Annotated in this window: 23 protein-coding genes and 2 pseudogenes; 13 read left to right on the top strand and 12 right to left on the bottom strand. The window is 71.5% G+C overall.

The annotated features are described in order from the left end of the window. Window positions 1–171: 171 nt before the first annotated feature. From ABZZ38_RS16005 to ABZZ38_RS15985, 5 genes are read left to right on the top strand one after another with little or no spacing between them, the layout of a single operon-like run. Entirely contained in the window at window positions 172–402 is a 231-nt protein-coding gene (locus tag ABZZ38_RS16005; protein WP_356739913.1) for a hypothetical protein, read from the top strand. Window positions 403–457: 55 nt separating this feature from the next. Further along, window positions 458–1,297, top strand: a complete 840-nt coding sequence (locus ABZZ38_RS16000) for a hypothetical protein (RefSeq protein ID WP_356739911.1) — start codon at window positions 458–460, stop codon at window positions 1,295–1,297. A 15-nt stretch (window positions 1,298–1,312) separates the two neighbouring features. Further along, a complete protein-coding gene (locus ABZZ38_RS15995; protein WP_356739909.1) occupies window positions 1,313–3,244 on the top strand; it encodes a fumarate reductase/succinate dehydrogenase flavoprotein subunit in 1,932 nt (643 codons plus the stop codon). Beyond that, window positions 3,241–4,032 carry a succinate dehydrogenase/fumarate reductase iron-sulfur subunit gene (locus ABZZ38_RS15990; protein WP_356739907.1) on the top strand — a complete coding sequence of 264 codons (792 nt, stop codon included), beginning with the start codon at window positions 3,241–3,243 and terminating at the stop codon, window positions 4,030–4,032. Before ABZZ38_RS15995 ends, ABZZ38_RS15990 begins: the two co-directional genes overlap by 4 nt. Window positions 4,033–4,042: 10 nt before the next feature. Then, window positions 4,043–4,528 (top strand): hypothetical protein, encoded by a 486-nt coding sequence (locus tag ABZZ38_RS15985; protein ID WP_356739905.1) that lies wholly within the window; start codon window positions 4,043–4,045, stop codon window positions 4,526–4,528. 154 nt (window positions 4,529–4,682) lie between these two features. Here the strand turns inward: ABZZ38_RS15985 and ABZZ38_RS15980 are convergent, their stop codons facing one another. The 7 genes from ABZZ38_RS15980 to ABZZ38_RS15950 all read right to left on the bottom strand — a co-directional run bounded on the left by ABZZ38_RS15980 (window position 4,683) and on the right by ABZZ38_RS15950 (window position 13,231). Next, window positions 4,683–7,181, bottom strand: coding sequence for a SpoIIE family protein phosphatase (locus ABZZ38_RS15980; protein ID WP_356740081.1), 2,499 nt, complete (start codon window positions 7,179–7,181; stop codon window positions 4,683–4,685). Window positions 7,182–7,363: 182 nt separating this feature from the next. Further along, window positions 7,364–7,792: an ATP-binding protein gene (locus ABZZ38_RS15975; protein ID WP_356739903.1), complete on the bottom strand. Its 429-nt coding sequence runs from the start codon at window positions 7,790–7,792 to the stop codon at window positions 7,364–7,366. 620 nt (window positions 7,793–8,412) lie between these two features. Continuing rightward, window positions 8,413–8,817, bottom strand: coding sequence for a (deoxy)nucleoside triphosphate pyrophosphohydrolase (locus tag ABZZ38_RS15970; RefSeq protein WP_356739901.1), 405 nt, complete (start codon window positions 8,815–8,817; stop codon window positions 8,413–8,415). A gap of 80 nt (window positions 8,818–8,897) precedes the next feature. Continuing rightward, entirely contained in the window at window positions 8,898–9,077 is a 180-nt protein-coding gene (locus ABZZ38_RS15965; protein WP_356739899.1) for an SPOR domain-containing protein, read from the bottom strand. Between the two features lie 255 nt (window positions 9,078–9,332). Then, window positions 9,333–10,085 (bottom strand): GntR family transcriptional regulator, encoded by a 753-nt coding sequence (locus ABZZ38_RS15960; RefSeq protein WP_356739897.1) that lies wholly within the window; start codon window positions 10,083–10,085, stop codon window positions 9,333–9,335. Window positions 10,086–10,236: 151 nt separating this feature from the next. Next, a complete protein-coding gene (locus ABZZ38_RS15955; protein WP_356739895.1) occupies window positions 10,237–11,427 on the bottom strand; it encodes a DUF4190 domain-containing protein in 1,191 nt (396 codons plus the stop codon). Window positions 11,428–11,653: 226 nt separating this feature from the next. Beyond that, window positions 11,654–13,231, bottom strand: coding sequence for a S8 family serine peptidase (locus tag ABZZ38_RS15950; protein ID WP_356739893.1), 1,578 nt, complete (start codon window positions 13,229–13,231; stop codon window positions 11,654–11,656). A gap of 619 nt (window positions 13,232–13,850) precedes the next feature. On the opposite strand from ABZZ38_RS15950, the gene ABZZ38_RS15945 reads away from it, so the two are divergent. The 3 genes from ABZZ38_RS15945 (at window position 13,851) to ABZZ38_RS15935 (ending at window position 15,055) form a co-directional block, all read left to right on the top strand. Beyond that, on the top strand, window positions 13,851–14,099 hold the full coding sequence (locus tag ABZZ38_RS15945) for an SCO4226 family nickel-binding protein (protein ID WP_356739891.1): 249 nt from the start codon (window positions 13,851–13,853) through the stop codon (window positions 14,097–14,099). Between the two features lie 430 nt (window positions 14,100–14,529). Beyond that, on the top strand, window positions 14,530–14,799 hold the full coding sequence (locus ABZZ38_RS15940; protein WP_356739889.1) for a type II toxin-antitoxin system Phd/YefM family antitoxin: 270 nt from the start codon (window positions 14,530–14,532) through the stop codon (window positions 14,797–14,799). After that, window positions 14,792–15,055, top strand: a complete 264-nt coding sequence (locus ABZZ38_RS15935; RefSeq protein WP_356739887.1) for a type II toxin-antitoxin system RelE/ParE family toxin — start codon at window positions 14,792–14,794, stop codon at window positions 15,053–15,055. Before ABZZ38_RS15940 ends, ABZZ38_RS15935 begins: the two co-directional genes overlap by 8 nt. A 321-nt stretch (window positions 15,056–15,376) precedes the next feature. Here ABZZ38_RS15935 and ABZZ38_RS15930 read toward each other — a convergent pair whose 3' ends face one another. The 3 genes and pseudogenes from ABZZ38_RS15930 to ychF form a co-directional block, all read right to left on the bottom strand. After that, a complete protein-coding gene (locus ABZZ38_RS15930) occupies window positions 15,377–16,795 on the bottom strand; it encodes a DUF234 domain-containing protein (RefSeq protein WP_356739885.1) in 1,419 nt (472 codons plus the stop codon). Window positions 16,796–17,341: 546 nt separating this feature from the next. Beyond that, window positions 17,342–17,503: pseudogene (locus ABZZ38_RS15925) on the bottom strand (transporter); the annotation flags it as partial. Between the two features lie 272 nt (window positions 17,504–17,775). Beyond that, window positions 17,776–18,864 (bottom strand): redox-regulated ATPase YchF, encoded by a 1,089-nt coding sequence (ychF, locus tag ABZZ38_RS15920; protein ID WP_356739883.1) that lies wholly within the window; start codon window positions 18,862–18,864, stop codon window positions 17,776–17,778. Window positions 18,865–19,027: 163 nt separating this feature from the next. On the opposite strand from ychF, the gene ABZZ38_RS15915 reads away from it, so the two are divergent. Then, complete coding sequence (locus tag ABZZ38_RS15915) at window positions 19,028–19,669, top strand: DUF6542 domain-containing protein (protein WP_356739881.1); 642 nt, start codon at window positions 19,028–19,030, stop codon at window positions 19,667–19,669. 236 nt (window positions 19,670–19,905) lie between these two features. On the opposite strand, the gene ppgK is transcribed toward ABZZ38_RS15915, so the two are convergent. Both ppgK and ABZZ38_RS15905 read right to left on the bottom strand, forming a co-directional pair. Continuing rightward, window positions 19,906–20,649, bottom strand: coding sequence for a polyphosphate--glucose phosphotransferase (gene ppgK, locus ABZZ38_RS15910; RefSeq protein WP_356739879.1), 744 nt, complete (start codon window positions 20,647–20,649; stop codon window positions 19,906–19,908). A gap of 30 nt (window positions 20,650–20,679) precedes the next feature. After that, entirely contained in the window at window positions 20,680–21,696 is a 1,017-nt protein-coding gene (locus tag ABZZ38_RS15905; protein ID WP_356739877.1) for a 4-hydroxy-3-methylbut-2-enyl diphosphate reductase, read from the bottom strand. Between the two features lie 54 nt (window positions 21,697–21,750). Here ABZZ38_RS15905 and ABZZ38_RS15900 point away from each other — a divergent pair. The 4 genes and pseudogenes from ABZZ38_RS15900 to ABZZ38_RS15885 all read left to right on the top strand — a co-directional run. Further along, window positions 21,751–22,005: pseudogene (locus ABZZ38_RS15900) on the top strand (amino acid permease); the annotation flags it as partial. A 230-nt stretch (window positions 22,006–22,235) separates the two neighbouring features. Further along, window positions 22,236–23,465, top strand: a complete 1,230-nt coding sequence (gene xseA / locus ABZZ38_RS15895) for an exodeoxyribonuclease VII large subunit (protein ID WP_356739875.1) — start codon at window positions 22,236–22,238, stop codon at window positions 23,463–23,465. Between the two features lie 10 nt (window positions 23,466–23,475). Next, window positions 23,476–23,769, top strand: coding sequence for an exodeoxyribonuclease VII small subunit (locus ABZZ38_RS15890; RefSeq protein WP_356739873.1), 294 nt, complete (start codon window positions 23,476–23,478; stop codon window positions 23,767–23,769). Window positions 23,770–23,866: 97 nt separating this feature from the next. Next, the gene (locus tag ABZZ38_RS15885; RefSeq protein WP_356739871.1) at window positions 23,867–24,457 is read left to right on the top strand and encodes a malonic semialdehyde reductase; all 591 of its coding nucleotides are present in this window, start codon (window positions 23,867–23,869) and stop codon (window positions 24,455–24,457) included. The last annotated feature ends 246 nt before the right edge of the window (window positions 24,458–24,703 follow it).

The raw sequence follows: 24,703 nt of genomic DNA, 5'->3' as shown, positions 1-24,703 counted from the left end.
GGCCCCCGTGACGGCGACACGGCGGCAGGGCCCGCCAAAAGCCACCCGTGCGGCCCAACGGGAGCTCCAGAAGGGTGGAATCCGTGCACACGGCTTCCCAACGGGTGATGTGACGCGCAACACTCGCAGGCGCGTGTTTGCCACCCCGCGATCGCGAAGTGAGGGCAATCCATGTCACTTCAGAACGATTTGACAGAGGTCAAGCGCTGCCTCGAAGAGCTGGCCCGTTCGGTCATCCGGCTGGAGCAGAACCTCGCGCGGCAACCGGAGGGGCAGCCCGTTCCCACGGCCCCCGGCCGGCCCGAGGGCCTGGTGTCCATCCCGGACACCCCCTACGACTCGTCCCTCTGGACCGACTCGGACGACGAGGGGCTGGGAGCCCGCGACCGCCGCGCCCCCTGACGCGGACCAGCACGCCGACGCCGCCCTGGAAAGGCCCGCTCCCAAGGAGACCTCGTTGGCCACAGGCACCCGACAACCGCACATCGACCCGGCGGACCCCGCGCGCACCGGCGTGCACGGCCCCACGCGCGCCGCCATCGCCGCCCGCCATCTCCGTACCGACCGGTGGTGGCTCGCGCCCGCCGCCACCGCCGCGGGACTGCTCGCGTTCATCGCCTACTCGACCTGGCGGGCGTTCGCGAACACCGACTACTACGCGGCGCCGTATGTCTCGCCGTTCTACTCGCCCTGTCTCGCGGAGAACTGCGTCCCGATGAAGGGCGGTCCGAACTGGGAGATCTTCGGCAGCTGGTGGGGCCTGTCCCCCGCCCTGCTGATCCTTGTCTTCCCGCTCGGCTTCCGGCTGACGTGCTACTACTACCGCAAGGCCTACTACCGGGGCTTCTGGGCGTCGCCCCCGGCCTGCGCGGTGGCCGAGCCGCACGCGAAGTACACCGGCGAGACGCGCTTCCCGCTGATCCTGCAAAACCTCCACCGGTACTTCTTCTACGCGGCGCTGCCGGTCGCCGGCATCCTCACCTACGACACCGTGCTCGCCTTCCGCGACGCGTCGTACGCGTGGGGCCACATGGGTCTGGGAACGCTGGTCTTCCTCGTCAACATCGCCCTGATCTGGGCGTACACCCTCTCCTGCCACTCCTGCCGGCACATCGTCGGCGGCCGGCTGAAGCACTTCTCCAAGCACCCCGTGCGCTACCGGCTCTGGAGCTGGGCCGGAAAGCTGAATGCCCGCCACATGCTGCTGGCATGGGCGTCGCTGATCAGCGTGGCGCTCGCCGACCTCTATGTGTACCTGCTCGCCACGGGCGCCTTCGCGGATCCGCGCTTCTTCTAGAAAGGGTGCCTATCGATGAGTCAAGCGGAACGGCAGCAGTGGGACGTCGTCGTGGTCGGGGCCGGCGGAGCGGGGCTTCGGGCGGCCATCGAGGCGCGCGAGCGGGGCGCCCGTACGGCCGTGATCTGCAAGTCGCTGTTCGGCAAGGCCCACACGGTGATGGCGGAGGGCGGCATCGCCGCCTCCATGGGCAACGCCAACGCCGGTGACAACTGGCAGGTCCACTTCCGCGACACCATGCGCGGCGGCAAGTTCCTCAACCAGTGGCGGATGGCCGAGCTGCACGCGCGCGAGGCGCCCGACCGGGTCTGGGAGCTGGAGACCTGGGGCGCCCTCTTCGACCGCACGAAGGACGGCCGCATCTCGCAGCGCAACTTCGGCGGCCACGAGTACCCGCGCCTCGCGCACGTCGGCGACCGGACCGGCCTGGAGCTGATCCGTACCCTCCAGCAGAAGATCGTCTCCCTCCAGCAGGAGGACGAGGAGCGGTTCGGGGACTACGAGGCCCGGCTGAAGGTCTTCCAGGAGTGCACCGTCACCCGCGTCCTCAAGACGGTGTCCGACAGCGGCTCCGCCGCGGGCGGCCGGGTGGCCGGGGCCTTCTGCTACGAGCGGGAGTCCGGCCGCTTCTTCGTGCTGGAAGCGCCGTCCGTGGTCCTCGCGACCGGCGGCATCGGCAAGTCCTTCAAGGTGACGTCCAACTCCTGGGAGTACACCGGCGACGGACACGCGCTGGCGCTGCTGGCGGGCGCGCCGCTGGTGAACATGGAGTTCGTGCAGTTCCACCCGACCGGCATGGTCTGGCCGCCGTCGGTGAAGGGCATCCTCGTCACCGAGTCCGTACGCGGTGACGGCGGCGTCCTGCGCAACAGCGACGGCAAGCGGTTCATGTTCGACTACGTCCCGGACGTCTTCAAGGAGAAGTACGCCGAGACGGAGGAGGAGGGCGACCGCTGGTACGAGGACCCGGACAACAACCGTCGCCCGCCCGAGCTGCTGCCGCGCGACGAGGTCGCCCGCGCGATCAACGCCGAGGTGAAGGCGGGCCGCGGCTCCCCGCACGGCGGGGTCTTCCTGGACGTGTCGACGCGTATGCCGGCCGAGACGATCAAGCGGCGGCTGCCGTCGATGTACCACCAGTTCAAGGAGCTGGCGGACGTCGACATCACGGCCGAGCCGATGGAGGTCGGGCCGACCTGCCACTACGTCATGGGCGGCGTCGCCGTCGAGTCCGACACGGCCGCGGCGGTCGGCGTTCCCGGGCTCTTCGCGGCCGGTGAGGTCGCGGGCGGCATGCACGGCTCCAACCGGCTCGGCGGCAACTCGCTCTCCGACCTGCTGGTCTTCGGCCGCCGGGCCGGGCAGCACGCGGCACAGTACGCGGCCGGGCTCGCCGAGCGGCCCGGGGTGGACGCGGCCCAGATCGACCGGGCCGCGGCCGAGGCGCTGCGCCCCTTCAGCGGCGAGGACACCGGCGTGGGCGCGCCCGTGGAGAACCCGTACACGCTCCACCAGGAACTCCAGCAGACGATGAACGACCTGGTCGGCATCATCCGGCGCGAGGAGGAGATGGCGCAGGCCCTGCGCACCCTGGCCGAGCTGCGCGTACGGGCGCGGCGCGCCGTCGTCGAGGGCCACCGGCAGTTCAACCCCGGCTGGCACCTGGCCCTGGACCTGCGCAACATGCTGCTCGTCAGCGAGTGCGTGGCGCGCGCGGCGCTGGAGCGGCGGGAGAGCCGCGGCGGGCACACCCGGGAGGACTTCCCGGGCATGGAGCGCGAGTGGCGGCGGGTGAACCTGCTGTGCAGGCTCGCGGCGGCCGACTCCACGCGCGGACAGATCACGCTCGAACGGACGACGACCGAGCCCATCCGTACCGACCTGCTCGCCCTCTTCGACAAGGAGGAGCTGGTCAAGTACCTCGCCGAAGAGGAGCTGTACGAGTGACCACGTACGACGCGAGCTTCCGGGTCTGGCGGGGCGACACGGCCGGCGGCGGCCTGAAGGACTTCACCGTCGAGGTGAACGACGGCGAGGTGGTGCTCGACATCATCCACCGGCTCCAGGCGACCCAGGTCCCCGACCTGGCGGTGCGCTGGAACTGCAAGGCCGGCAAGTGCGGCTCGTGCAGCGCGGAGATCAACGGCCGGCCGCGGCTGATGTGCATGACGCGCATGTCGACGTTCTCGCGCGACGAGACGATCACCGTGACGCCCCTGCGGGCCTTCCCCGTGGTGCGGGACCTGGTGACGGACGTGTCCTTCAACTACGAGAAGGCGCGCGAGGTGCCGTCGTTCGTACCGCCGCCGGGCGTGGCGCCGGGTGAGTACCGGATGCAGCAGCAGGACGTGGAGCGCCCGCAGGAGTTCCGCAAGTGCATCGAGTGCTTCCTGTGCCAGGACACCTGCCATGTGGTGCGCGACCACGAGGAGAACAAGACGGCCTTCGCCGGGCCGCGCTTCCTGATGCGGATCGCGGAGCTGGACATGCACCCGCTGGACGCCGCGGAGGAGGCGGGCCTGGACCGCAAGCGGACGGCCCAGGACGAGCACGGGCTGGGCTACTGCAACATCACCAAGTGCTGCACCGAGGTCTGCCCGGAAGGCATCAAGATCACGGACAACGCCTTGATCCCGCTGAAGGAGCGGGCCGTGGACCGCAAGTACGACCCGTTGGTCTGGCTGGGCAACAAGATCGGCCGGCGTCCGGTCGCGCAGCCGAAAAAGGGAACATAGCCTCACAGATGTGACGCTTGTGGCTGCGGGAGGCCGGGCGGCCGACCTGATCCTGCCGGTCGCCCTGCTCGTCGGGGCGGCGGCGGTCGCGGCGTACTCGTCCCTCAAGCGCCGCAGGCGTGCCGCCACCCGTACGACGCCGCACGGCGGGCCCCCGCCGGAGGACCCCGGGGCCCGGGCCGAGCGGGCGCTCCGCACCGCCGACGGCGCCGTGCGGGCGGCCGAGGAGACGCTGTCCCGCGCCACCGTGCGGTGGGGCGAGGAGGCCGTGCGGCCCTTCGCCCGGGCGGTGGCGCAGGCGAGGGAGGAGCTGGCCGCGGCGCTCCGGCTGCGGCGGCGGCTCGACGAGGGCGCCTTCGAGGACGAGGCGTCGCGGCGCCGGACGCTCGACGAGATCGTCGCGCGCTGCGTGGCGGCGGGCCGGCGCCTGGACGCGGAGCGGGAGGCGGCCGACCGGCTGTTCGGGGGGCCCGGTCATCGGGGACAGGCGCCATGACCACCGGGCGGACCGTCCCTCGGCCCGGCGTTCGGCGGGCCCCCTCGGCCGGGTCGTGCTCCGGGCGCCCCTCGGCCCGCGTGCGGCGGACGCGTGGGCGGGGGGGCAGGTCTGCGGGCAGGGGCAGGCCCCTGCGTCCGCGCCGTCCCCCGCCTCAGAACATGCTCAGCAGTTGGTCGACCGTCGGTTCCGCCGCGGCGGAACCGGACGGGAGCGGCAGGTCGAACCAGACCGTCTTGCCGCGCGGAGTACGGCGTGAGCCCCACGCCGCGCTCAGCAGGCCCACCAGCTGGAGGCCGCGACCGCCCTCGTCCGTGTCGCGGGCGCGGCGGCGGCGCGGCTGGACCAGGCCCGCGTCCCAGACCTCGCAGACCAGGGTGCGGTCGCGCAGGAGGCGGAGGCGGATCTCGCCCTCGCCGTACCGCAGGGCGTTGGTGACCAGTTCACTGACGAGCAGCTCGACCGTGTCGACGAGCGGGGTGAGGTCCCAGGCGGTCAGCTGCGCCCGGGCCAGCTCCCGTGCGCGGCCCACCGAGCGCGGCTCGCGCGGGAGGCGCCAGTCGCCCACGGCCTCGGCGGGGAGCCCCTGGATACGGGCCATGAGCAGGGCGATGTCGTCCTCGCCGTGCCGGGTGTCGAGCGTGCTCAGGACGTGGTCGCACACGTCCTCCAGCGGCCGGCCCGGGTCGGTCAGGGCGCTGCGGAAGGCCTCCAGGCCCTCATCGAGGGGGTGGTCGCGCGACTCGACCAGCCCGTCGGTGTAGAGGGCGAGCAGCGCGCCCTCGGGGAGCTCGAACTCGACCTCCTCGAAGGGCTCGCCGCCGACACCGAGCGGCATCCCGGGCGGCACGTCCAGCATCAGCGCCCTCTCGCCCGGCGCGACGAGCACGGGCGGCAGGTGGCCGGCGTTGGCGAACGTACAGCGGCGGGTGACGGCGTCGTAGACCGCGTACACGCAGGTCGCGAGGTAGACCTCGGAGAGCTCTGGGCCGCGCGGCCGGTGCGCGGAGCTGGGCGTGCCCAGGCCGCGGGCGATCTCGTCGAGATGGGAGAGCACCTCGGCCGGCTCCAGGTCGAGCTGCGCCAAGGTGCGCACCGCGGTGCGCAGTTCTCCCATGGCGACGGCGGCGCGCAGCCCGCGCCCCATGACGTCGCCGACGATGAGCGCCGTGCGGTGACCCGGCAGTTCGATGACGTCGAACCAGTCACCGCCCACCTCGGTGGCGGTGTTGCCGGGCAGGTAGCGGCAGGCGATGTCGAGCCCCGCCGCCTCGGGGTCGCCCGGCGGCAGCAGGCTGCGCTGCAGGATGAGGGCCCGCTCGTGTTCGCGCCGGTAGAGGCGGGCGTTGTCGATGCAGACGGCGGCGCGCGCGGCGAGCTCGGCGGCGAGGGCGCGGTCCCGTTCGCCGAAGGGCTCGCTGCCCTTCGTGCGCGAGAACTGCACCAGCCCGACGACGGTGTCGTGCGCCACCATCGGCACGACCAGCGTGGATTGGACGAGGCTTCCCTCGGGGCCGGGCATGGTCTGCAGCCGTCCGGTGCGCAGGGCGCTCGCGCAGCTCGACTGGAAGGGGTAGCGGTGTACGGCTCCGACCTCGACCGGTCCGGCGTCGCAGCAGCCGGGCGACGGGCCGGGGTTCACGCTCTGGTTGACCAGCGGGGTGTCGGAGACGGCGCTGGCGAAGGCGACGCGCCGCAGCTCGGCTCCCCCGTCGAGGGCCCGGCCGGGCGGTGCCTCCTCACCGGTGAGCAGCCCCTGATAGAGGTCGACCGAGGCGAGGTCGCAGAAGCCGGGCACGGCGACGTCGAGGAGTTCCCGCGCGGTGGTCTCCAGGTCGAGGCTGTTGCCGATGCGGGCGCTGGCCTCGTTGAGGATGGCCAGGTTGCGCCGGGCGCTGGCGGCCTCGCGGGCGGCGATGTGGCGGCGGGTGACGTCGGTGCCGACCCCGGCGACGCCGATGGGGCGGCCGGAGCCGCTGTGCACCCGGTAGAGGTTGATCGACCAGTGGCGGCGGTCGCTGCTGCCGGGGATGGTGCCCACGATCTGGAGGTCGGTGACGGCCTCCCCGGTCCTCAGCACCCGTTCGAGCGCGGCGGTCATCCGGTCCGCCTCGGGGCGCGAGAGGTAGTCGTGGACGGTACGGCCCCGATGGTCGTCGACGCTGCCGCCGAAGACGGTGGCGAACCGCCGGTTGGCGCGCTGGACCGTCAGGTCCGTATTGAACAGGAGAAACCCGAACGGGGATTGGCCGAAAATCGCCTGCGAGGCGGCAAGATCCGTCTCGATGCGCCGCAGTGCGCGTACGTCGACGACGATGCAGAGCGCGCCCCGCTCGCCCTCGCCGGTCTCGCTGGGCATCACGTACAGCTCGGCGATCCCCCGCGTGCCCCGCTCCCCCGGGATGCGGAAGGGCACCAGGCCCGTCCACTCCTTGCCGTCGAGGATCTCGGCGACCTTCCGGTGGCCGCGCGGGCGCAGGTCGACCGGCATGAACGCCTCGACCGGGTCCTTGCCCCTGATCTCGCGGGCGGGGATGCCGAACAGCTCCGCGGCGCGCAGGCTCCACTGATCGACCAGCCCGTCGGGACCCATCGAGAAGGAGGCGACTCGGATGTAGTCATAGATCGAGCCAGGCGGACTGCTCTGCCACATGACGCCGCACGCCGACTCAGGTATCTCGCTCACGCGACCGTCCCCTCCAGCTCACCGCACCGGACCGGCCATTCCCGCAGTATTCAGCACTACGGCCCCCGGCGGCACGCCGTTCACGATCACAGGGTGGTCTCGGTCGTTTTGAGCCTGGCCCGGAAAGTGATCGCTGTCCCTTCACTCTTCTAACCAGGCACGGCCAGCTCGAACCACACCGTCTTGCCCGATCGGCCCTTGCGCGTCCCCCAGCGGCGGGCCGAACAGGCGACGAGCTGCAGTCCGCGGCCCCCTTCGTCATCGGGTCCCGCGGGGCGTTCGTGCGGCGGATCGGGAAGCGGATCGGAGACTTCCACCAGCAGGCCGGGCTGTGGCGAGAAAGACACCTCGTCCCGGGAGAGGCGGCTGAGCCTGACGCCGATCGGACCGGAGGCGTACCGCAGGGAATTGGTCACCAGCTCGCTCACCAGCAGGACGGTCACGTCCCCGACCACCCCGTCGAGGTCCCAGGCGCGCAGGGTGTCGCGCACGACGTGGCGGGCGGCGCGTGCCGCGTCGAGCTCACCGGGGAAGGTCCACTCGGCGCACGCGCCGTCGGTGTCGATCACGCCGACCACTTCCCCAGACCCAGCGGCTGACCCACGTCCAATTTCGGGGGGTTATACAGCACATACCCGATATTCGGGGCGGGCTATCGCGGGGGCCGGCGCATGGTGGTACGAACGGCGTACGCAGTCGGCGGCGCACGCCGGAAATGCGGGCACGGCGGACGCGGCGGGCACGGCGGGCGATCGGGGTGGGGGACGTCGCGGCGGCGATCGGGGTGGGCGCGGCGGGTGCGGCGGCGATCGGGGTGGGGCGCGGCGGGCGTCAGTCGCGGCGACGCTCCGGGCGGGGGGTCGCCGGGGGACGACGGGGAGGCCGGGAGGCGGACGCCACCCGGGGCGGGCGCCACCCGGGACGGCACTCCGGGCGGAGGGTCGCCGGCGAGCGGCAACCGGGGCGGGCGACACCCGGGGTGGGCGTCGTCTGCGGCGGCACTGCGGGCGGGGGGCATCGGCAGGAGCGACGGGCGGCCGGGAGGCGGGGAGCGACGGGGCGGGGGCGGCCGTTTGCGAGGCGCGGCGCGGCGGGCGTCAGCCGTGGCGGGAACGCGCCGGGATGCGCGAGGGTCCGCCGCGGTCGGCGCTGCGGGCGGGAGTCAGCCGCCGAGGCGCGACGCGGCGGCCGAGCCAGGTCAGTCGGCGGGGGCGGCGGGCAGGCGACGGGCGGCCTCCGCCACCGCGGGGCGGTCCTGATCGAGCCAATCGACGCTGTCGCATTCATGGCGGGCCAACCAGCGCAGTTCGTCGTGGTCCTGCAGCGGGCGCGGTTCGCCGGAGAGCAGGCGGGCCGTCCACACCTGGAGGACGTACCCCGGGGCCACGGGCCACTCCCCCGGGATCCGCTCGCCCGGTTCGGTCTCGACGCCCAGTTCCTCGCGCAGCTCGCGCACGAGCGCCTCGGGCGCCGTCTCGCCCGGCTCCAGCTTGCCGCCGGGCAGCTCCCAGCGGCCGGCCAGCGCGGGCGGGGCGCTGCGGCGCGCGGCCAGCAGTCGCCCCTCGTCGAACACCGCTCCGGCCACCACCACACGATCCGTCATGCGCCGGAGCGTAACGCGTGGCGGCCGGGGCCCAGGTGGTCAGCCTGGTGGTCGACCCCGTGAGCTCACCCGAGCCCGCGTCAGCCCGTACGCTGCCCGACGCGCTCCACCCAGTACTTCTGCTCGTGCCCACGGGCATCGAGGCTGTCGGCCATCTTCTGCGCCTCGTCCCTGGTGGCGTACCGGCCGACCCGGTAGTGGTTGCCGTTGTCGTCCTGGCGAATCACCAGCCAGGGGAGTACCGCACCGCTGTCGCTCATCGCACCTCTTCCCCCGCCGACGTGCATGTTTTTAAGGATCCCGAGGAAACCTCAATCCGCATATGCCTGAGCTTACGCCTGACCTTCACGCAGCGGATACGAGTTTTCACAAAGAGATACGGTTCCGGCCAGGAAACCGGTGCGAAAAGGGGGCGCACTCGGCCAAGTGCGCCCCCTTGCCCTTCGCGCGGAGACTTGAACAATCGTCAACGCACCCCGAACGCTGCCCCGTTCGCCGCTCCGTCCGTCGCGCGGTCAGCGCACCGGCAGGTGGTACGAGAGCCGGTACCGGTCGGCGGGCACCACCACATCGGCCGTCTCCACCGCCCGCCCCGAGGCGAAGTACGTACGCTCCACCACCATCACCACATGCCCGGGGACCCCGCCGAGCGTCAGCAGCTCCTCCGCCAGTCCGGGCCGCGCCCCGACCTCCTCCACCACGTTGTCCACGACGACGTCGATGCCGGCCATCCGCTCGACGACCCCGCAGCCCCCCAGCGGCCCCTCCTCGGGCAGCATGACCGGCGTACGCCCGGTGACGGACAGGGGCTCCCAGGAAGTGGAGAGCATCATCGCCTCGCCCGCCTCGCGGAAGACGTACCGCGTGCGCATCACACGGTCCCCGGCCGTGATGCCGAGCCGCTCGGCCACGCCCGCGCTCGCGCGCTCCTGCTCGCTGCTCGACTCCCAGGTGCCGCGCACCTGTTCGTCCGCCTGCTCCTGCCGGAAGGGGCTGGCGCCGGACGGCGGACGGTAGCCGGAGCGGGCGATGCGCCGGGGCACGGGCCGCTCCCTCACGTACGTCCCCGAGCCGGAGCGGCCCTCGACCAGGCCCTCGGCCATCAGCACCTTGCGGGCCTCCAGGGCGACGGTGTCCGAGACCCCGTACTGCTCACGAATGCGGGCCTGCGACGGGAGGCGGGTGTGCGGCGGCAGCGAACCATTGACGATCTTCTCCCGGAGATCGCTTGCGACGCGCAGATAGGCGGGCTGCTCACCGAATGTCACGGGCCACTCCCATCAGGTTGACAGACAGCTACAGCGTCGCAACCGACAGTTGAGACCCGCAAGCATGGGCCAGAGTTTCACCCGAAGTGATGAAGGCCGGTTGGACGAGGGCCTACCGCGGGTAGGGGCGGCCCTCGTCACCGGTGACCCCTCAGACGGACCCGCTCTCCGCACCCCCGCCACTGGTGCCACTGGTGCCACTGGTGCCACTGGTGCCACTGGTGCCATTGGTGCCGCTGTCCGGGCCCTGGCTCTCCTCCCCCGGGTCGTCGGTAAGCCCGAGCGCGCCGCGCGCCTCGGCGCCCAGGTCGAAGGGCAGGGCGTCGAACCCGGGGTCGTAGTGCTCCCAGAAGACGTCCGGGTCGGAGGTGTCCGCCGCCTTCGCCCAGTGCTTGCGGGCGCCCTTCAGCTGCTTCACGAGGTCCGCCACGGGCTTGTCGGACGCGGCCGGCCACTGGTGGTCGTCCAGCGCCGCGATGGACCGCGTGAGGGCCGACTCGACGTCACCCGCCCACGCCACGTTGGCGTCCAGGTCCTCGTCGACGTCCTCCTCGGGCTGCTCGATGAGGACGGTGTCGATCGGGTTGACCGCCGTCAGGAAGGCGAGTTGGTGGGCGTCGAGGGTGGTGGCGTCGCCGCGCACCGAGCCGGTCAGCTTGACGCCCTCGGCGGCGAACGCGCACGTGACGGTGCGGTCACCGGCCCGCCAGCTCTCCCTGCTCGGCTGGTAGTAGTACGTCAAGGCGTTGTCCGGGACGGCCCAGGTGTCCAGCGCGTACTGCGCGTTGATCGTGTCGCAGCGCTCTTCGGCGACCGGTTCGATCGCCTTGTCGCCGGGCCACGTGTCGAAGCCGGTGAGCTTGAAGTTGCCGGTGATCTCGCCGTCGTGCGGCTGGGAGCACGTCACGATGTCGACGCCGGCGGTCTCGGTCTCGATGGCGCCGCCGGGGGCGTTGAAGCACTGTCCCTTGCGCAGGTCGAACGCGGAGCGGGCGCGGGCCGCCTCGTCCCTGGCGTCCCGGAAACGGTCGTACCCCTCGCGGAAGGCGCCTGTCGCGAGCCCGGCCGCCACCAGCAACGTGCTCACCAGGGACAGGACCATGCCGGCGACGGCCAGCCCTGTGCCGCGCTGGCCCTTCTTCCTGATCCGGGCGAGCGCGATGCCGCCCAGGATCATGCCGAGCGGCGGTACGCAGCACAGGACGCCCACGACCAGGGAGGCGATGGCGAGCCCGTTGGTGTGGGGGGCGGGCGGCGGGACCGGGCCGGGCATGCCGTAGCCGGGCGGGGCGACCGGAGGGTACTGCTGGGGCGGAGGCCACCCCTGGGAGGACGGTTCCACGTCTTACGGTGCTCCTGTCGGGGCGGCTGGAATCGATCATATGAACGGCGCGCGGCATCGTACGCGGTCGCGGTCGCGGCGGTCCGAGGGGGGCGGGCAGGACCGGGCGGGATGAGGCAAGACCGGGCAAGACCGGGCGGGGCCGTGCAAGACCGGGCGGGGGGCCGGGCATACGAAAGGGGCGGCCGCCGCAGTGCGGCGACCGCCCCGTCCTCGTTCAGGTGGGTCAGAACTGCAGGGCCCAGGAGTCGATCTTCCCGGTGTCGTAGTTCGCGTTGTCGCTCACCCGCAGCTTCCACGTGCCGTTCGCGACCTCCGATGAGGCGTTGACCGTGTACGTGGTGTTGATGTTGTCGGCGCTGCCGCCGGTGCCGTACGCCTTGAGGGTGTACGCGCTGCCGTCGGGCGCGATCAGCTGCACCTGGAGGTCGCCGATGTACGTGTGGACGATGTTCACCGGCACCTGGAGGGCGGAGGGGGCGTTGCCCGTGACGCCGCTGACGGTGACCGGCGACTCGACGGTGGCGTTGTCGCTGATCGTGTAGTCGGTGGCGTTCTCGAACCGCTTGCCGGGCGGCGGCGTGGTGCCACCGTCACCCACGTACAGCAGGCGGTTCGGGGAGCCGGTGCCGGGGTTGGTGACCACGCCGGTGGTGGCGGCGGAGGTCAGGGCCGTGGCGACCTGGGACGGGGTGGCCGTCCGGTTGTTGGCCAGGTACAGCGCGGCGGCGCCCGCGACGTGCGGGGTGGCCATCGACGTACCGGAGATGGTGTTGGTGGCGCTGTCGCCGGTGTTCCAGGCGGAGGTGATGGAGGAGCCCGGCGCGAAGATGTCCACCACGCTGCCGTAGTTGGAGAAGCTGGAGCGGGCGTCGGTGTTGGTGGTCGAGCCGACGGTGATGGCCTCGGTGACGCGGGCCGGCGAGGTGCCGGAGGCGTCGCGGCCGTCGTTGCCCGCGGCGAGGGCGTAGGTGACGCCGGAGGCGATCGAGTTGCGGACGGCGGTGTCGAGGGCGGAGTCGGCGCCGCCGCCGAGGCTCATGTTGGCGACGGCCGGCTTGACGGCGTTGCGGGTCACCCAGTCGATGCCGGCGACGACCTGGGCTGTGGTGCCGGAGCCGGAGTTGTTGAGCACGCGGACGCCGACGATCCTGGCCTTCTTGGCCACGCCGTACGAGGACCCGGCGACGGTGCCGGCGACGTGCGTGCCGTGGCCGTTCCCGTCCTGCGCGGTGTTGTCGTTGTCGACGGCGTCGTAGCCGTAGGTGGCCCGCCCGCCGAAGTCGCTGTGCGTGATGCGTACGCCGGTGTCGATGATGTACGCGGTGACACCGTCACCCGCCGGGTCGGGGTAGGTGTAGCTCTGGTTGAGCGGCAGGGCGCGCTGGTCGATGCGGTCCAGGCCCCAGGACGGCGGCGACGGCTGGGTGCCGGTGATCGTGAACACGCGGTTCTGGACGACGGAGTCGACGGCCGGATCGGCGGCGAGCTTCTTCGCCTGCGCCTCGGAGAGCTGGACGGCGTACCCGTTGAGGGCCGAGGTGTACGTCTTCTCGATCTTCGCGCCGTACTTCGCGGCGACCGCCTTGCCCGCCTTCGATTCGGCGTCGGCGGCGGACTCGTCGAGCGTGACGATGTAGCTTCCCGCGACGGCGTTGGGAGCGCCCGCGTACTGGATGACGCCTTCCGGTGCCGCCGGGGCCGCGGCGGCCGGCAGGGCGGACGCGGTGCCGAGCGCGAGGGCGGCGACGGCTATGGCGCTGGCTGCGGCGAGTCTTCGCCGCGAGGTACGCATCACTGACATGTGAGGGGTCCTCCTCATTGGTGGTGCGTTGCTGTGGGGGTGCGGCGGCCTTGCCAGGAGCATGACAATCAACGCCGACATGTACGCGGCGTTTCCCGTGCCCGGCCACCGAGCGAAAGATTGACGGATCCATAGGAATCCCACAAGGGTGTCGACGAGGTGGTAATGGAGCCGCCATACGACCGTCACACCGCGGCCACGGCCCCGGCGCGGCTCCCCGTCCGTCCGGAATGCGGAGCGCGATCTCCCGTATGCGCGCTGACCTGCCACGGCTCCCACGGGCCCGGGCGGCGGGCCCCGGTTCTGCGCACCGCGCCGCCACGCCGTCGCACTGCTCACTTCGCCACTGCGGAAGGCGAATTCCGCCGCACGGTACGCAGCCGCCCGCCCAGGTCCCCCGGCTCCGACCGGACGATCGGCCTCCCCACGCCCCGGGGCCGCCCCCGAAACCCGCACCAGGAACCGGCGGAGAACGCTCCGGCCACCCGCCCCTGCTTCTCCACGCCCCTCACGGACGCCGGGCATCCCGTCACCGGTTGCGGGCGTCTCGCCCGCGGAACCCAGCGGGTCCAGCATGGAAGGGAGACCGCAACGCACGAGGACCTGGAGGTGCGGAGTCATGGGAACGTACATGGACGTCCACCACGGAATGAAGGGCATCACGTCCGAGCAGTTGCAGGAGGCCCACCGGGCGGACCTCGCCATCGAGAAGGAGGAAGGGGTCCACTTCGAGCGGGCCTGGGCGGACCCGGAGTCGGGAACGATCTACTGCCTGTCCACCGGCCCGTCGGCCGAGGCGGTGCAGCGGATCCACGAGCGGACGGGCCACGCCGCGGATGAGATCCACGAGGTGCCGCTCTCGGTGTGACGGGAGGCGCCGGCGACCCGCACGACCGGCAACGGCGAGCTGTGGTGCGGGGTCGTACACCTGGGCCATCGCCCCACTGCCCACAACGCCCAAGCGGCCCAGCCGGGCCAGGGAAGCCGGCACTGATCCAGCAGCATGGAATCGACGAAGGGGCCGGGCCCTGAGAGCCCGGCCCCTGCTGACGTGCGCTGCGTGCCACAGCAGCGGCGTGGCGTTGCCGCGTCGACTCGGACGTTGCAGCGGAACGTGCAGCGCAACGCCGCTACCTGCGGAAACGCGGCCCTGTAAGTGCAGCACCGATTCAGCACGGTGGAAGTTCATCCAGCACATCCAGCACGCATCGACCGTAACGACGGGAAGCCGCTCCGGCCGCAGCCCTGCACACACGAGGCGATTGTGTACACATGCGACACTCGGTACGCTTGGGCGCATGACACAGCCGCTGCCCGTAGAGTCCATCCGCGACGTGCGCGCACACCTCGCTGAGGTCGTGGAGCGTGCCGATCGCGACGACGTGCCCACGGTGATCACACGCCGAGGCAAGGAAGTCGCCGCCGTCGTCTCCATCGAGTTGCTGCGCAAGTACCAGGAGTGGGAAGAGCGCGAGATCAACCGGATCATCGACGAGCGCATGGCCAACCCGGCACCCGGCATCCCGATCGAGGACGTCATGAGGGAGACGTTGGCGCGCAGTGAGTGAGTACCGCACCGCCTTCCGGCCCGAGGCACAGGCCGAGCTGCGCAAGATCCCGCGAGACATGGCGCTTCGCATCCTGGCCAAGTTGACCGAGCTGGAGAGCGATCCCCTCGGCTTCAACACCACCGCACTCCTGTCGCAGCCGGAGCGCCGTCGCCTGCGAGTCGGCGATTACCGCGTCGTCTACACGGTCGACAACGGGGAGCTGCTGGTCTGGGGCGTTCACGTCGGACACCGCTCCACCGTTTCCGACACCTGATGCTGACTGATCCGGCGTCAGAACATCCACACCCATCCAGCACGGTGGCGACGAAGGGCCGGTCCCCGGAGAAGCCGACCCCTTCTGACCAGCACGCCTGACGAATCACCCAGGGTGCGGTAGTGAACCGCTCACTGCGGATATGCGGCCGCGTCCCAGCACCGTCCCAGCACGGGAGCCACGACAAAGCACGAGAAGGACTCAGGGTCGCCAACGCTGCACAACAGTGCCGGCGAGGAGCCGAGGTCTGTGGGACTTCTCCGCACCGTCTGCCACCTGATCGCGCTCACCAACTCCTGCACCCTGCCTGCCAATGGCCACTCACAGTGGCCAAGCGGCAAGCAAATCGCCGGGGCCGTAGGCAGCGTCGAGCCCCGGACAGTCGACTCCACTGCGCGAGACCGCCACGACCGGAACAGGTTCGTCGGTGAGGGCGGCCCTGTGTCGATGCAGAGCAGCCAGGTCGTGCCGGTCGAAGGGCGACTGCTCCAGCCACTTGATGGAGCCGACGAAGAGCAGCTCCTTGGCAATGGGGGCGCGGTCCGCCCCGACGATGTCGATCTCGACGTCGTTGGTGCGGGTCCAGTAGCCGCCGACTGCGGGCGCTGCGGGGAGTCGGTCGTCGGGCAGTATCCGGCAGAGCGCCTCTCGGATGAGCGGCTCGATCGCCCGGCCGCGCCAGCTGGTCCAGCTTTCCCGGATCCGCGCCAAGGTCAGATCGCCCCGCCCTCGCTCGATCTCCTCCATGAATGGGCCGAGCAAGTGCAGCCAAAACCGCAGGTAGGGATCTGTCACCCGGTAGCGGCGATCCTTCGACGGACGCAGCGATACGGGCAACTCCGCGGCGACGATCCGCTTTTCCGTAAGCAGTTCCAGCGCTCGCTGCAGCGGCGTGGCCCCGATCCCGCCGGCTGCACGGGCGATGTTGGTGAAGGTCCGCTCGCCACTTCCAATGGCCGCCAGCACCGTACGCGCCTGGGCCTGCGGGGGGAATTCGGCAGCCAGCGAGCGCTCGGCCGACACCAGCAGGGCCGAGACCGGATCACTCAGCGCCTCGCCGAGGAAGTCCCACAGCTCCTCCCCTCTCGGCCACTCCGCGCAGATCAGCGGCAGCCCGCCGGTGACCAGCGCGGCGTCGAAGGCTTCCGCCGGTTCCAGCCCGAGCATCCTCCCTACCTCGGCGGGGTTCAGCGGCCCTAGCACCATCTCCCTGCCGCGCTGGTGGAAGGGGCGTCCATAGCTGTTCAGAGCCTCCATCATCGACAGATCGGAGCCGATGAGGACCAGCAGCACCGGCTTGGTCTCCAACACCCGGTCCCAGGCCCGTTGCAGCATCCCCTCAAAGGCACCATCGGCGTCCATCAGGTACGGCACCTCATCGATGACCAGCACGCTCGCCCGGTCGGCGGGCAGCGCCGCAGCCAGCACATCGAACGCGGCGTCCCAGCTCTCCGGGCGCGCGGCGGCCACCAACCGCGCCAACGGCAGCGTCGATGCCTGGGCGTCCCGGGCCAGCCGTGCCAGATCATCCCTGGGGGAGGCACCGGTCGCCGCGTAGAACAAGAACGGGGCTCCGGAGCGCTCCGCAAACCGCTCGACCAGTCGCGACTTGCCCACCCGGCGCCGCCCACGCAACATCACGCACCGACCGGGCCGCTCCCCGCCAGCCCCTGCCGCCACCTTCTGCAGCTCTCGCTCCAACGCCGCTAGCTCCTGCCGGCGGCCTACGAAATCCACCACGCCTGTCGACCTCCACCTCCAACACTAACCCTGATGTTAGTAACATAGACGTTAGTAGAGTACTTTCGCCAGTTGTCGCTCACGTCACGAGTCGGGGCCACGACGTCCCGCACGATCGTCTTTTACGGCGTCGGAACGGAGTGGATGATCCGCGAAGGGGTCGAGTCTTTCAGGATCGCCCGCGAGGCCGGGTGCGCCCACCTGTTCATTCCGCCAGTGGGCTGCCGCGTGGCGGCCGACCGCCTGGATAAGCCCGGTTCGGTGGCGCTGCTGGAGGCTCCGCCCGGCAGCGGCAGCCGCGCCGCGGCGATCATGCTGCTGCCGCACGGGACGAGGACGACGAGGACGGGAGCTGATCCGGTAGGCGGTCGGCTCTCCGAGGCTCCCCTTCACCGCACACCGCAGCGGGGGGCCCTTCCTTGTCCTGAGACCTGGGCAAGACCATCACTCGCTGGGACGCTGCCCGGGCAAAGGCGGGGAGGAGGAGCGGAAGACGAAGGAGCTCAAGACGCCGTGATGGGCGGTCGCGGCGGCCGAGATCCCACGTACCGGCCCGGTGCTGTACTCGCTCGCCGGGAACCGGACGCCCAGCTGCGTCTCCATAGGCGCCTCGACGCGGCCCTGCACATCTGCCTCGACCTCAACAAGACGCGGCGTGTCCTGGGTGATGCCGCTATTCGTCGCGTTCGTGCGGTTTTGTTTCCGCAGGAGCCCGGCGGAGCCGTGAAGAAGGGTGAGCGCGGGCCCGTCAAGACCTCCCGCGCCCCCTCGCGGGAATATGGCCCGCGATCCAACACGGGGACCTCACCTGCATCCCAGCACGATCCCAGCACCGTAGGGGCGAACAGGGGGATACGGGTGACGAAGGGTCAGGCATCCCAGCACCATCCCAGCACGGGAAAAACCAGGGGTTCGACTCCGGAGAGTCGAACCCCTTTTGAGCTGCACGTTGCCAGAAGCGACGTGGCGATATCGCGCCGCTACACGTTGAAGCGGAACTCCACCACGTCGCCGTCCTGCATCACGTAGTCCTTGCCCTCCATGCGGGCCTTGCCCGCCGCGCGGGCCTCGGCGACCGAACCGGTCGCGACGAGGTCGTCGAAGGAGATGACCTCGGCCTTGATGAAGCCCTTCTGGAAGTCGGTGTGGATCACGCCGGCCGCCTCGGGTGCCGTCGCGCCCTTCTTGATCGTCCAGGCGCGGGTTTCCTTCGGGCCCGCCGTCAGGTAGGTCTGCAGGCCCAGCGTGTCGAAGCCGACGCGGGCCAGCGTCGCCAGGCCCGGCTCCTCCGCGCCGACGGACTGGAGGAGCTCCATGGCGTCCTCCTCGTCGAGCTCGGCGAGGTCCGCCTCCAGCTTGGCGTTCAGGAAGATCGCCTCGGCCGGGGCCACCAGGGCGCGCTGCTCGTCCTTGAAGGACTCGTCGGTCAGCTCGTCCTCGTCGACGTTGAAGACGTAGAGGAAGGGCTTGGTGGTCAGCAGGTGCAGGTCGTGCAGGAGCTCGGCCTTCTCGGAGCCCTGGACGATGCCGTGCGAGAAGAGCGTGTCGCCCTTCTCCATGATCTCCTTGGCCGCCTCCACCGCCGCCACCTTGGGCGCGACGTCCTTCTTGATCCGGGACTCCTTCTGGAGGCGCGGCAGGACCTTCTCGATCGTCTGGAGGTCCGCGAGGATCAGCTCGGTGTTGATCGTCTCGATGTCGTCCTTCGGCGAGACCTTGCCGTCGACGTGGACGACGTTCTCGTCCTTGAAGGCGCGGATGACCTGGCAGATCGCGTCCGACTCGCGGATGTTCGCGAGGAACTTGTTGCCCAGGCCCTCGCCCTCGCTCGCGCCGCGCACGATGCCCGCGATGTCGACGAAGTCGACCGTGGCGGGCAGAACGCGCTGCGAACCGAAGATCTCGGCCAGCTTGGCCAGGCGGGCGTCCGGGACGCCGACGACGCCGACGTTCGGCTCGATCGTGGCGAACGGGTAGTTGGCCGCCAGCACGTCGTTCTTGGTCAGGGCGTTGAACAGGGTCGACTTGCCGACATTCGGCAGACCGACGATTCCGATCGTGAGCGACACGTTGGCGACTTCCCTAGAAGTGTGGATGGTGGGCCGACCCCCCAGTTTACGGGCGCGCCGAGGCGGGCAGCGACGGCGACCGGAGGGCGAACTCTCGGCCAAGGTCACTCAAAGGGCGTGTCCCATGCCTGTTTCCCGCCCGCGTGCGACCTACGTTGTCCAGGTGGAGCAGCAACGGAACAGCCCCCCTCGGCGTCGGCAGCGGCCTCGTCCCCCCGATCGGCCCCCCGGCACGCTCGTCGTGGGCGCCACTCCCGGCCACCCCGCCGGACAGCGGCGCCCACGGCCGGGCATGCGGCCCGAGCGGTCACGCGGCGGGCCCGGAGGCAGGCCGGAGCGGCGGCCCGGACGGCCGCCCGTGCCGCCCGTCGTCCTCGCGCTGCGCCGGTTGCCCAACCCGCGGCTGACAGGGCTGGGCGCGGGGCTGTTCGCGGCCGGCACGATGTTCACGCTCGGTGTCCTGGACCGGCTGCTGTTCGACGGGTCGCCCCTGGTGTACGGCCTGCTCTTCCTGCCGGTCAGCGCCCTGACCGCGCTCTGGGTGCGCACCGCCGACCTCGTCACCGCGCCGATCAGCGTGCCGATCGCGTTCGCCGTCGGCGTCGTACCCATCTCCGGCGGCGTCGGGGGCGTGGGCGGCCAGACCATGGCCCTGGTCACCGCGCTCGCCGTGCACGCCGGCTGGCTGTACGGCGGCACGCTGGTGGCCGGGCTCATCACCTGCGTACGCAAGGTGCGCGAGATGGGCCGCCGCCAGCGCGCCGCTGCCGCCGCCCGCCTGGCCGAACGCCGCGCCGCCCCGTAGCCCCGACCGGGGCCCGCCCCTCGGCGCCCGGCCGACCGCCCGGCCGTGGGCACGGCGGCAGCCGGCACAGGTCCGGCGTCCCGCTGCCGCCGGACCGGCGGATCCGGGCGCAGACCGGGAAGCCGCCCCGGTTCCCGGCCCGGCCCCGCCGCCGCCTGGGGAGCGGGAGGCCGGACCTGCGAGCCGGGCGCCGGGCGAGGGGCGCGCCATCGGACGCCCGAGGCGGCGCCGTCCGATCAGCGTGACGCGGCTGCCATCGCCGCTCCCACGATGCCCGCGTTGTTCTGCAGCCCCGCCGGGACGATTTCCGCCCGGATGCCCTCGATCAGGGGCAGGAACTTCTCCGCCTTGCGGCTCACCCCGCCGCCGATGATGAAGAGCTCCGGCGAGAACAGCATCTCCAGGTGGGCCAGGTACCTCCGCACCCGCTCCGCCCACTCCGCCCAGCTGAGGTCCTTGTCCTCCTTGACCTTCGTCGAGGCGCGCTTCTCCGCCTCGTGGCCGTCCAGCTCCAGGTGGCCCAGCTCGGTGTTGGGCACGAGCCGGCCGTCGGTGAAGAGCGCGCTGCCGATGCCCGTGCCCAGGGTCAGCAGGATCACCGTGCCCTTGCGGCCCCGTCCCGCGCCGAAGGCCATCTCGGCGATGCCCGCCGCGTCGGCGTCGTTCAGGATGGTGACCGGAGTCCCCTCCCCCAGCCGTTCGCCGAGGAGCGCCGCCGCGTCGACGCCGATCCAGCCCTTGTCGACGTTCGCCGCCGTACGGATGGTGGAGCCCGTGACGACACCGGGGAAGGTGACGCCGACCGGGCCGGACCATCCGAAGTGGGCGACGACCTCCGCGACGCAGCCCGCGACATCGTCGGGCGTCGCGGGCAGCGGGGTCAGTACTTTGTGGCGGGCCTCGGTCAGATCCCCGCGCTCCAAGTCCACGGGAGCGCCTTTGATCCCCGACCCGCCGATGTCCACTCCGAAGACGTTCATGGACCCAACGTTACGGGGTGGCGCTGACAGTCACTTTTCCGCGGCGGCGTCGGCGCGGGCCACCAGCGCGGCGGCCTCGGCGCGCAGATCGCGGCGCAGCTCCTTCGGCAGCGAGAACGTGATCGACTCCTCGGCCGCCTTGACGATCTCCACGTCCCCGAAGCCGCGCTCCGCCAGCCACTCCAGGACGCCCTCGACCAGGACGTCGGGCACGGACGCCCCGGACGTCACACCGACCGTCGACACGCCCTCCAGCCAGGCCTCGTCGATCTCGTCGGCGAAGTCCACCAGGTGGGCGTCCTTCGCCCCGGCGCCGAGGGCGACCTCGACGAGCCGGACGGAGTTCGAGGAGTTCTTCGAGCCGACGACGATGACGAGGTCCGCCTCGGCGCCCATCTGCTTGACGGCGATCTGGCGGTTCTGGGTGGCGTAGCAGATGTCGTCGCTCGGCGGGGAGAGCAGCTGCGGGAACTTCTCCTTCAGCCGGTCGACCGTCTCCATCGTCTCGTCGACGGAGAGGGTGGTCTGCGACAGCCAGACGACCTTCGACTCGTCCCGCACGGTGACGTTCTCCACGTCGTCCGGGCCGTCGACGAGGGTGATGTGGTCGGGGGCCTCGCCGGAGGTGCCGATGACCTCCTCGTGGCCCTCGTGGCCGATGAGGAGGATGTCGAAGTCCTCGTTCGCGAACCGCACCGCCTCCTTGTGCACCTTGGTGACCAGCGGGCAGGTCGCGTCGATCGTCGCGAGCCTGCGCTCGGCCGCCTCCTGGTGGACGGTCGGGGCCACGCCGTGCGCGGAGAACATCACGATCGACCCCTCGGGCACCTCCGCCGTCTCGTCGACGAAGATGGCGCCCTTCTTCTCCAGGGTCTGGACGACGTACTTGTTGTGGACGATCTCGTGCCGGACGTAGATGGGAGAGCCGTACTGCTCCAGGGCCCTCTCCACGGCGATCACGGCACGGTCCACGCCCGCGCAGTAACCGCGGGGGGCGGCGAGGAGGACGCGGCGGGCGGCAGGCGTAGCGGCAGTCATGGGTCCCATCGTAAGGGCGTGCAGAACAGGCGCATGATCCGCCGCGTGCGGAGACTGGGGGGCGTGGCGGGCACCGGTCAGCGGGAGACGGAGCGGCACGGCGGGCCGCGCCGGACGCCCGTACTCCGGGATCTCGTCGTCTGCGGGCTGCTCTTCATCGCCCCCATGGCGCCGGTCGGGGTCTTCGGCACCCTGGACGCCAGGTCGCACGGCGCGGTGGCGCTGGTGTACGTGGTGGCGACGGTCGCGATGGCGTTCACCGCCTTCAGCTACGCCCGGATGGTGCGGGTCGCCCCACAGGCGGGGTCGGTCTTCGCGTAACCCCTTGATGCGGCGGACGAACTCCGCGCTCGCCTCGGTGTCGCCGTCGGCGATCCACGGCCGGTGCGGGGTGGTGAAGTCGAGGTTGAGCAGCCACGGGCGGTCGTGGCCGCGGTCGACGGCGGTTCACGGGGCGGACGGACACCGCGCACCACACCGCGCACGGACGGCGTCCACGGCCTCCTCGGCACGCCGTGGTGTCGGTGGGGACGCGTACGCTCGCTCGCATGGGTCTGAATACGTCTGCCGAAGCCCCGCTGCCCGTCGGTGAGGTGTCGCGGCTCATCGGAGGGTGGATCGACCGGCTCGGGGCCGTGTGGGTCGAGGGCCAGATCACCCAGTTGTCGCGGCGGCCCGGGGCGGGGGTCGTCTTCATGACCCTGCGGGACCCCTCGTACGACATCTCCGTGAGCGTGACCTGTTACCGGCAGGTCTTCGACGCGGTCGCGGACGTCGTGTCCGAGGGCGCGCGGGTCGTGGTGCACGCCAAGCCCGAGTGGTACGCGCCGCGCGGGCAGCTGTCCTTGCGGGCGGCGGAGATAAGGCCGGTGGGGATCGGCGAGCTGCTGGCCCGACTGGAGATGCTGAAGCGGTCCCTGGGGGCGGAAGGGCTGTTCGCGCCGGACCGGAAGAAGCCGGTGCCGTTTCTGCCGCAGCTGATCGGGCTGGTCTGCGGCCGGGCGTCGGCGGCCGAGCGGGACGTGCTGGAGAACGCCCGGCGCCGCTGGCCCGCCGTCCGGTTCGAGGTGCGCAACGTCGCGGTGCAGGGCGTGCACGCGGTGCCGCAGGTCGTCCAGGCGGTGAAGGAGCTCGACGAGCTCCCGGACGTGGACGTGATCATCGTGGCGCGCGGCGGCGGCAGCGTGGAGGACCTGCTGCCGTTCTCGGACGAGCAGTTGGTACGGGCGGTCGCCGCGTGCCGCACGCCCGTGGTGTCGGCGATCGGCCACGAGCCGGACGCGCCGCTGCTGGACCTGGTCGCGGACCTGAGGGCCTCCACGCCGACGGACGCCGCCAAGAAGGTCGTCCCGGACGTGGGCGAGGAACTGGACCGGGTGCGGTCGTTGCGCGACCGCGCGCTGCGCACGGTACGGGGACTGATCGACCGCGAGGAGCGGGGCCTGGCCCACGCGCTGGCCCGCCCCGTGATGGAGCACCCGCAGCGGATGGTGGAGGAGCGGGAGGCCCAGGTGGACGCGCTGGTGGCGCGCAGCCGCCGGGTGCTGGGGCACCTGCTGGACCGGGCCGACTCGGAGCTGTCGCACACCCACGCGCGCGTGGTGGCCCTCTCGCCCGCGGCCACGCTGGAGCGCGGCTACGCGGTGCTGCAGCGGGCGGACGGCACGGTGGTCCGGTCACCGCACGAGGTGGCGCCGGACGAGGAGTTGCGGGCCCGGGTCGCGGAGGGCGACTTCACCGTGCGCGTGGGCGCCGAAGCTGTCGTACCCGGCCCTTAGGGTGGGGCGCATGGCAGCAGACACCACGGGCACGAGCAGCGCGGGCACGAGCGGCGCAGGCACGGACGGCACGGGCGCGGACGGCACGGGCGCGGAGACGGCGATCGGGTACGAGCAGGCGCGCGACGAGCTGATCGAGGTCGTGCGCCGGCTGGAGGCGGGCGGCACCACGCTCGAGGAGTCGCTGGCCCTGTGGGAGCGCGGCGAGGAGCTGGCCAAGGTGTGCCGCCGCTGGCTGGAGGGCGCCCGTGCCCGTCTGGACGCGGCGCTGGCGGAGCAGGATCCTGGCCGGGACGAGCAGTGAAATCGATCACCCGGACCCGGGTTTAGTTGAAACTTAACCAATCTCGGGCGTACGGTCGGGACATCGCCAGATCCCCACACCCGTGAAAGGCACGAGCATGTCCCTCGTTCTTGACCCCGCCGCCCAGGACCTTCTCTTCCGCGAGGCCCGCACCGCCAACGCGTTCACCGACGAGCCGGTGACCGAGGAGCAGGTCCAGGCGATCTACGACCTGGTCAAGTACGGGCCCACCGCGTTCAACCAGAGCCCGCTGCGCGTCGTCCTCGTGCGCTCCGCCGAGGCCCGCGAGCGGCTCGTGCGGCACATGGCCGAGGGCAACCGGCCGAAGACCGCCGCCGCGCCGCTGGTCGCCATCCTGGCCGCCGACAACGAGTTCCACGAGGAGCTCCCGCGACTGCTCCCGCACTTCCCGCAGGCCAAGGACGCGTTCTTCTCCGAGCGCGCGGTCCGCGAGCAGTCCGCCTCCCTCAACGCCGCCCTCCAGGCCGCCTACTTCATCGTCGGCGTCCGCGCCGCCGGCCTCGCCGCCGGTCCCATGACCGGCTTCGACTTCGCCGGCGTCCAGAAGGAGTTCCTGGACGACGACCACACCCCTCTCATGGTCGTCAACATCGGCAAGCCGGCCGAGGACGCCTGGTTCCAGCGCAGCCCGCGCCTGTCGTACGACGACGTCATCACGACCGTCTGACGTTCCCGGACCGTCCCGGAGCGGTCCCGGACCGGACCGGGTCACTCCCCGGCCGGCCCTGGACCACCCCTGACCAGCCCTGGACCACCACCGACCAGCGCTGGACAGCCCGGCCCGGCCACGCGGCGGCCCCGGCACCCCCACCCGGTGCCGCGAGCCTGCCCGAGACGAACTTGCCTGCCCTGTCTTTCGACTTCACCGGCTTGGACCGCAACAGCCCCGCGATCCCGTCGCTGATGGCCGCGG

Origin of the sequence: Streptomyces sp. NPDC006368 (assembly GCF_040612535.1) — a bacterium.
Taxonomy (GTDB): domain Bacteria; phylum Actinomycetota; class Actinomycetes; order Streptomycetales; family Streptomycetaceae; genus Streptomyces.
This window is presented reverse-complemented; position numbering and strand designations above follow the sequence as displayed.

What these genes read in the sequence shown, in the direction of transcription:
- ABZZ38_RS16005 (WP_356739913.1), top strand. Translation starts at nt 172, where the DNA reads ATGTCACTTCAGAACGATTTGACAGAGGTCAAGCGCTGCCTCGAAGAG.
- ABZZ38_RS15995 (WP_356739909.1), top strand. Translation starts at nt 1,313, where the DNA reads ATGAGTCAAGCGGAACGGCAGCAGTGGGACGTCGTCGTGGTCGGGGCC.
- ABZZ38_RS15980 (WP_356740081.1), bottom strand. Translation starts at nt 7,181, where the DNA reads ATGTGGCAGAGCAGTCCGCCTGGCTCGATCTATGACTACATCCGAGTC.
- ABZZ38_RS15970 (WP_356739901.1), bottom strand. Translation starts at nt 8,817, where the DNA reads ATGACGGATCGTGTGGTGGTGGCCGGAGCGGTGTTCGACGAGGGGCGA.
- ABZZ38_RS15965 (WP_356739899.1), bottom strand. Translation starts at nt 9,077, where the DNA reads ATGAGCGACAGCGGTGCGGTACTCCCCTGGCTGGTGATTCGCCAGGAC.
- ABZZ38_RS15950 (WP_356739893.1), bottom strand. Translation starts at nt 13,231, where the DNA reads ATGTCAGTGATGCGTACCTCGCGGCGAAGACTCGCCGCAGCCAGCGCC.
- ABZZ38_RS15945 (WP_356739891.1), top strand. Translation starts at nt 13,851, where the DNA reads ATGGGAACGTACATGGACGTCCACCACGGAATGAAGGGCATCACGTCC.
- ABZZ38_RS15940 (WP_356739889.1), top strand. Translation starts at nt 14,530, where the DNA reads ATGACACAGCCGCTGCCCGTAGAGTCCATCCGCGACGTGCGCGCACAC.
- ppgK (WP_356739879.1), bottom strand. Translation starts at nt 20,649, where the DNA reads ATGAACGTCTTCGGAGTGGACATCGGCGGGTCGGGGATCAAAGGCGCT.
- ABZZ38_RS15905 (WP_356739877.1), bottom strand. Translation starts at nt 21,696, where the DNA reads ATGGGACCCATGACTGCCGCTACGCCTGCCGCCCGCCGCGTCCTCCTC.
- xseA (WP_356739875.1), top strand. Translation starts at nt 22,236, where the DNA reads ATGGGTCTGAATACGTCTGCCGAAGCCCCGCTGCCCGTCGGTGAGGTG.
- ABZZ38_RS15890 (WP_356739873.1), top strand. Translation starts at nt 23,476, where the DNA reads ATGGCAGCAGACACCACGGGCACGAGCAGCGCGGGCACGAGCGGCGCA.
- ABZZ38_RS15885 (WP_356739871.1), top strand. Translation starts at nt 23,867, where the DNA reads ATGTCCCTCGTTCTTGACCCCGCCGCCCAGGACCTTCTCTTCCGCGAG.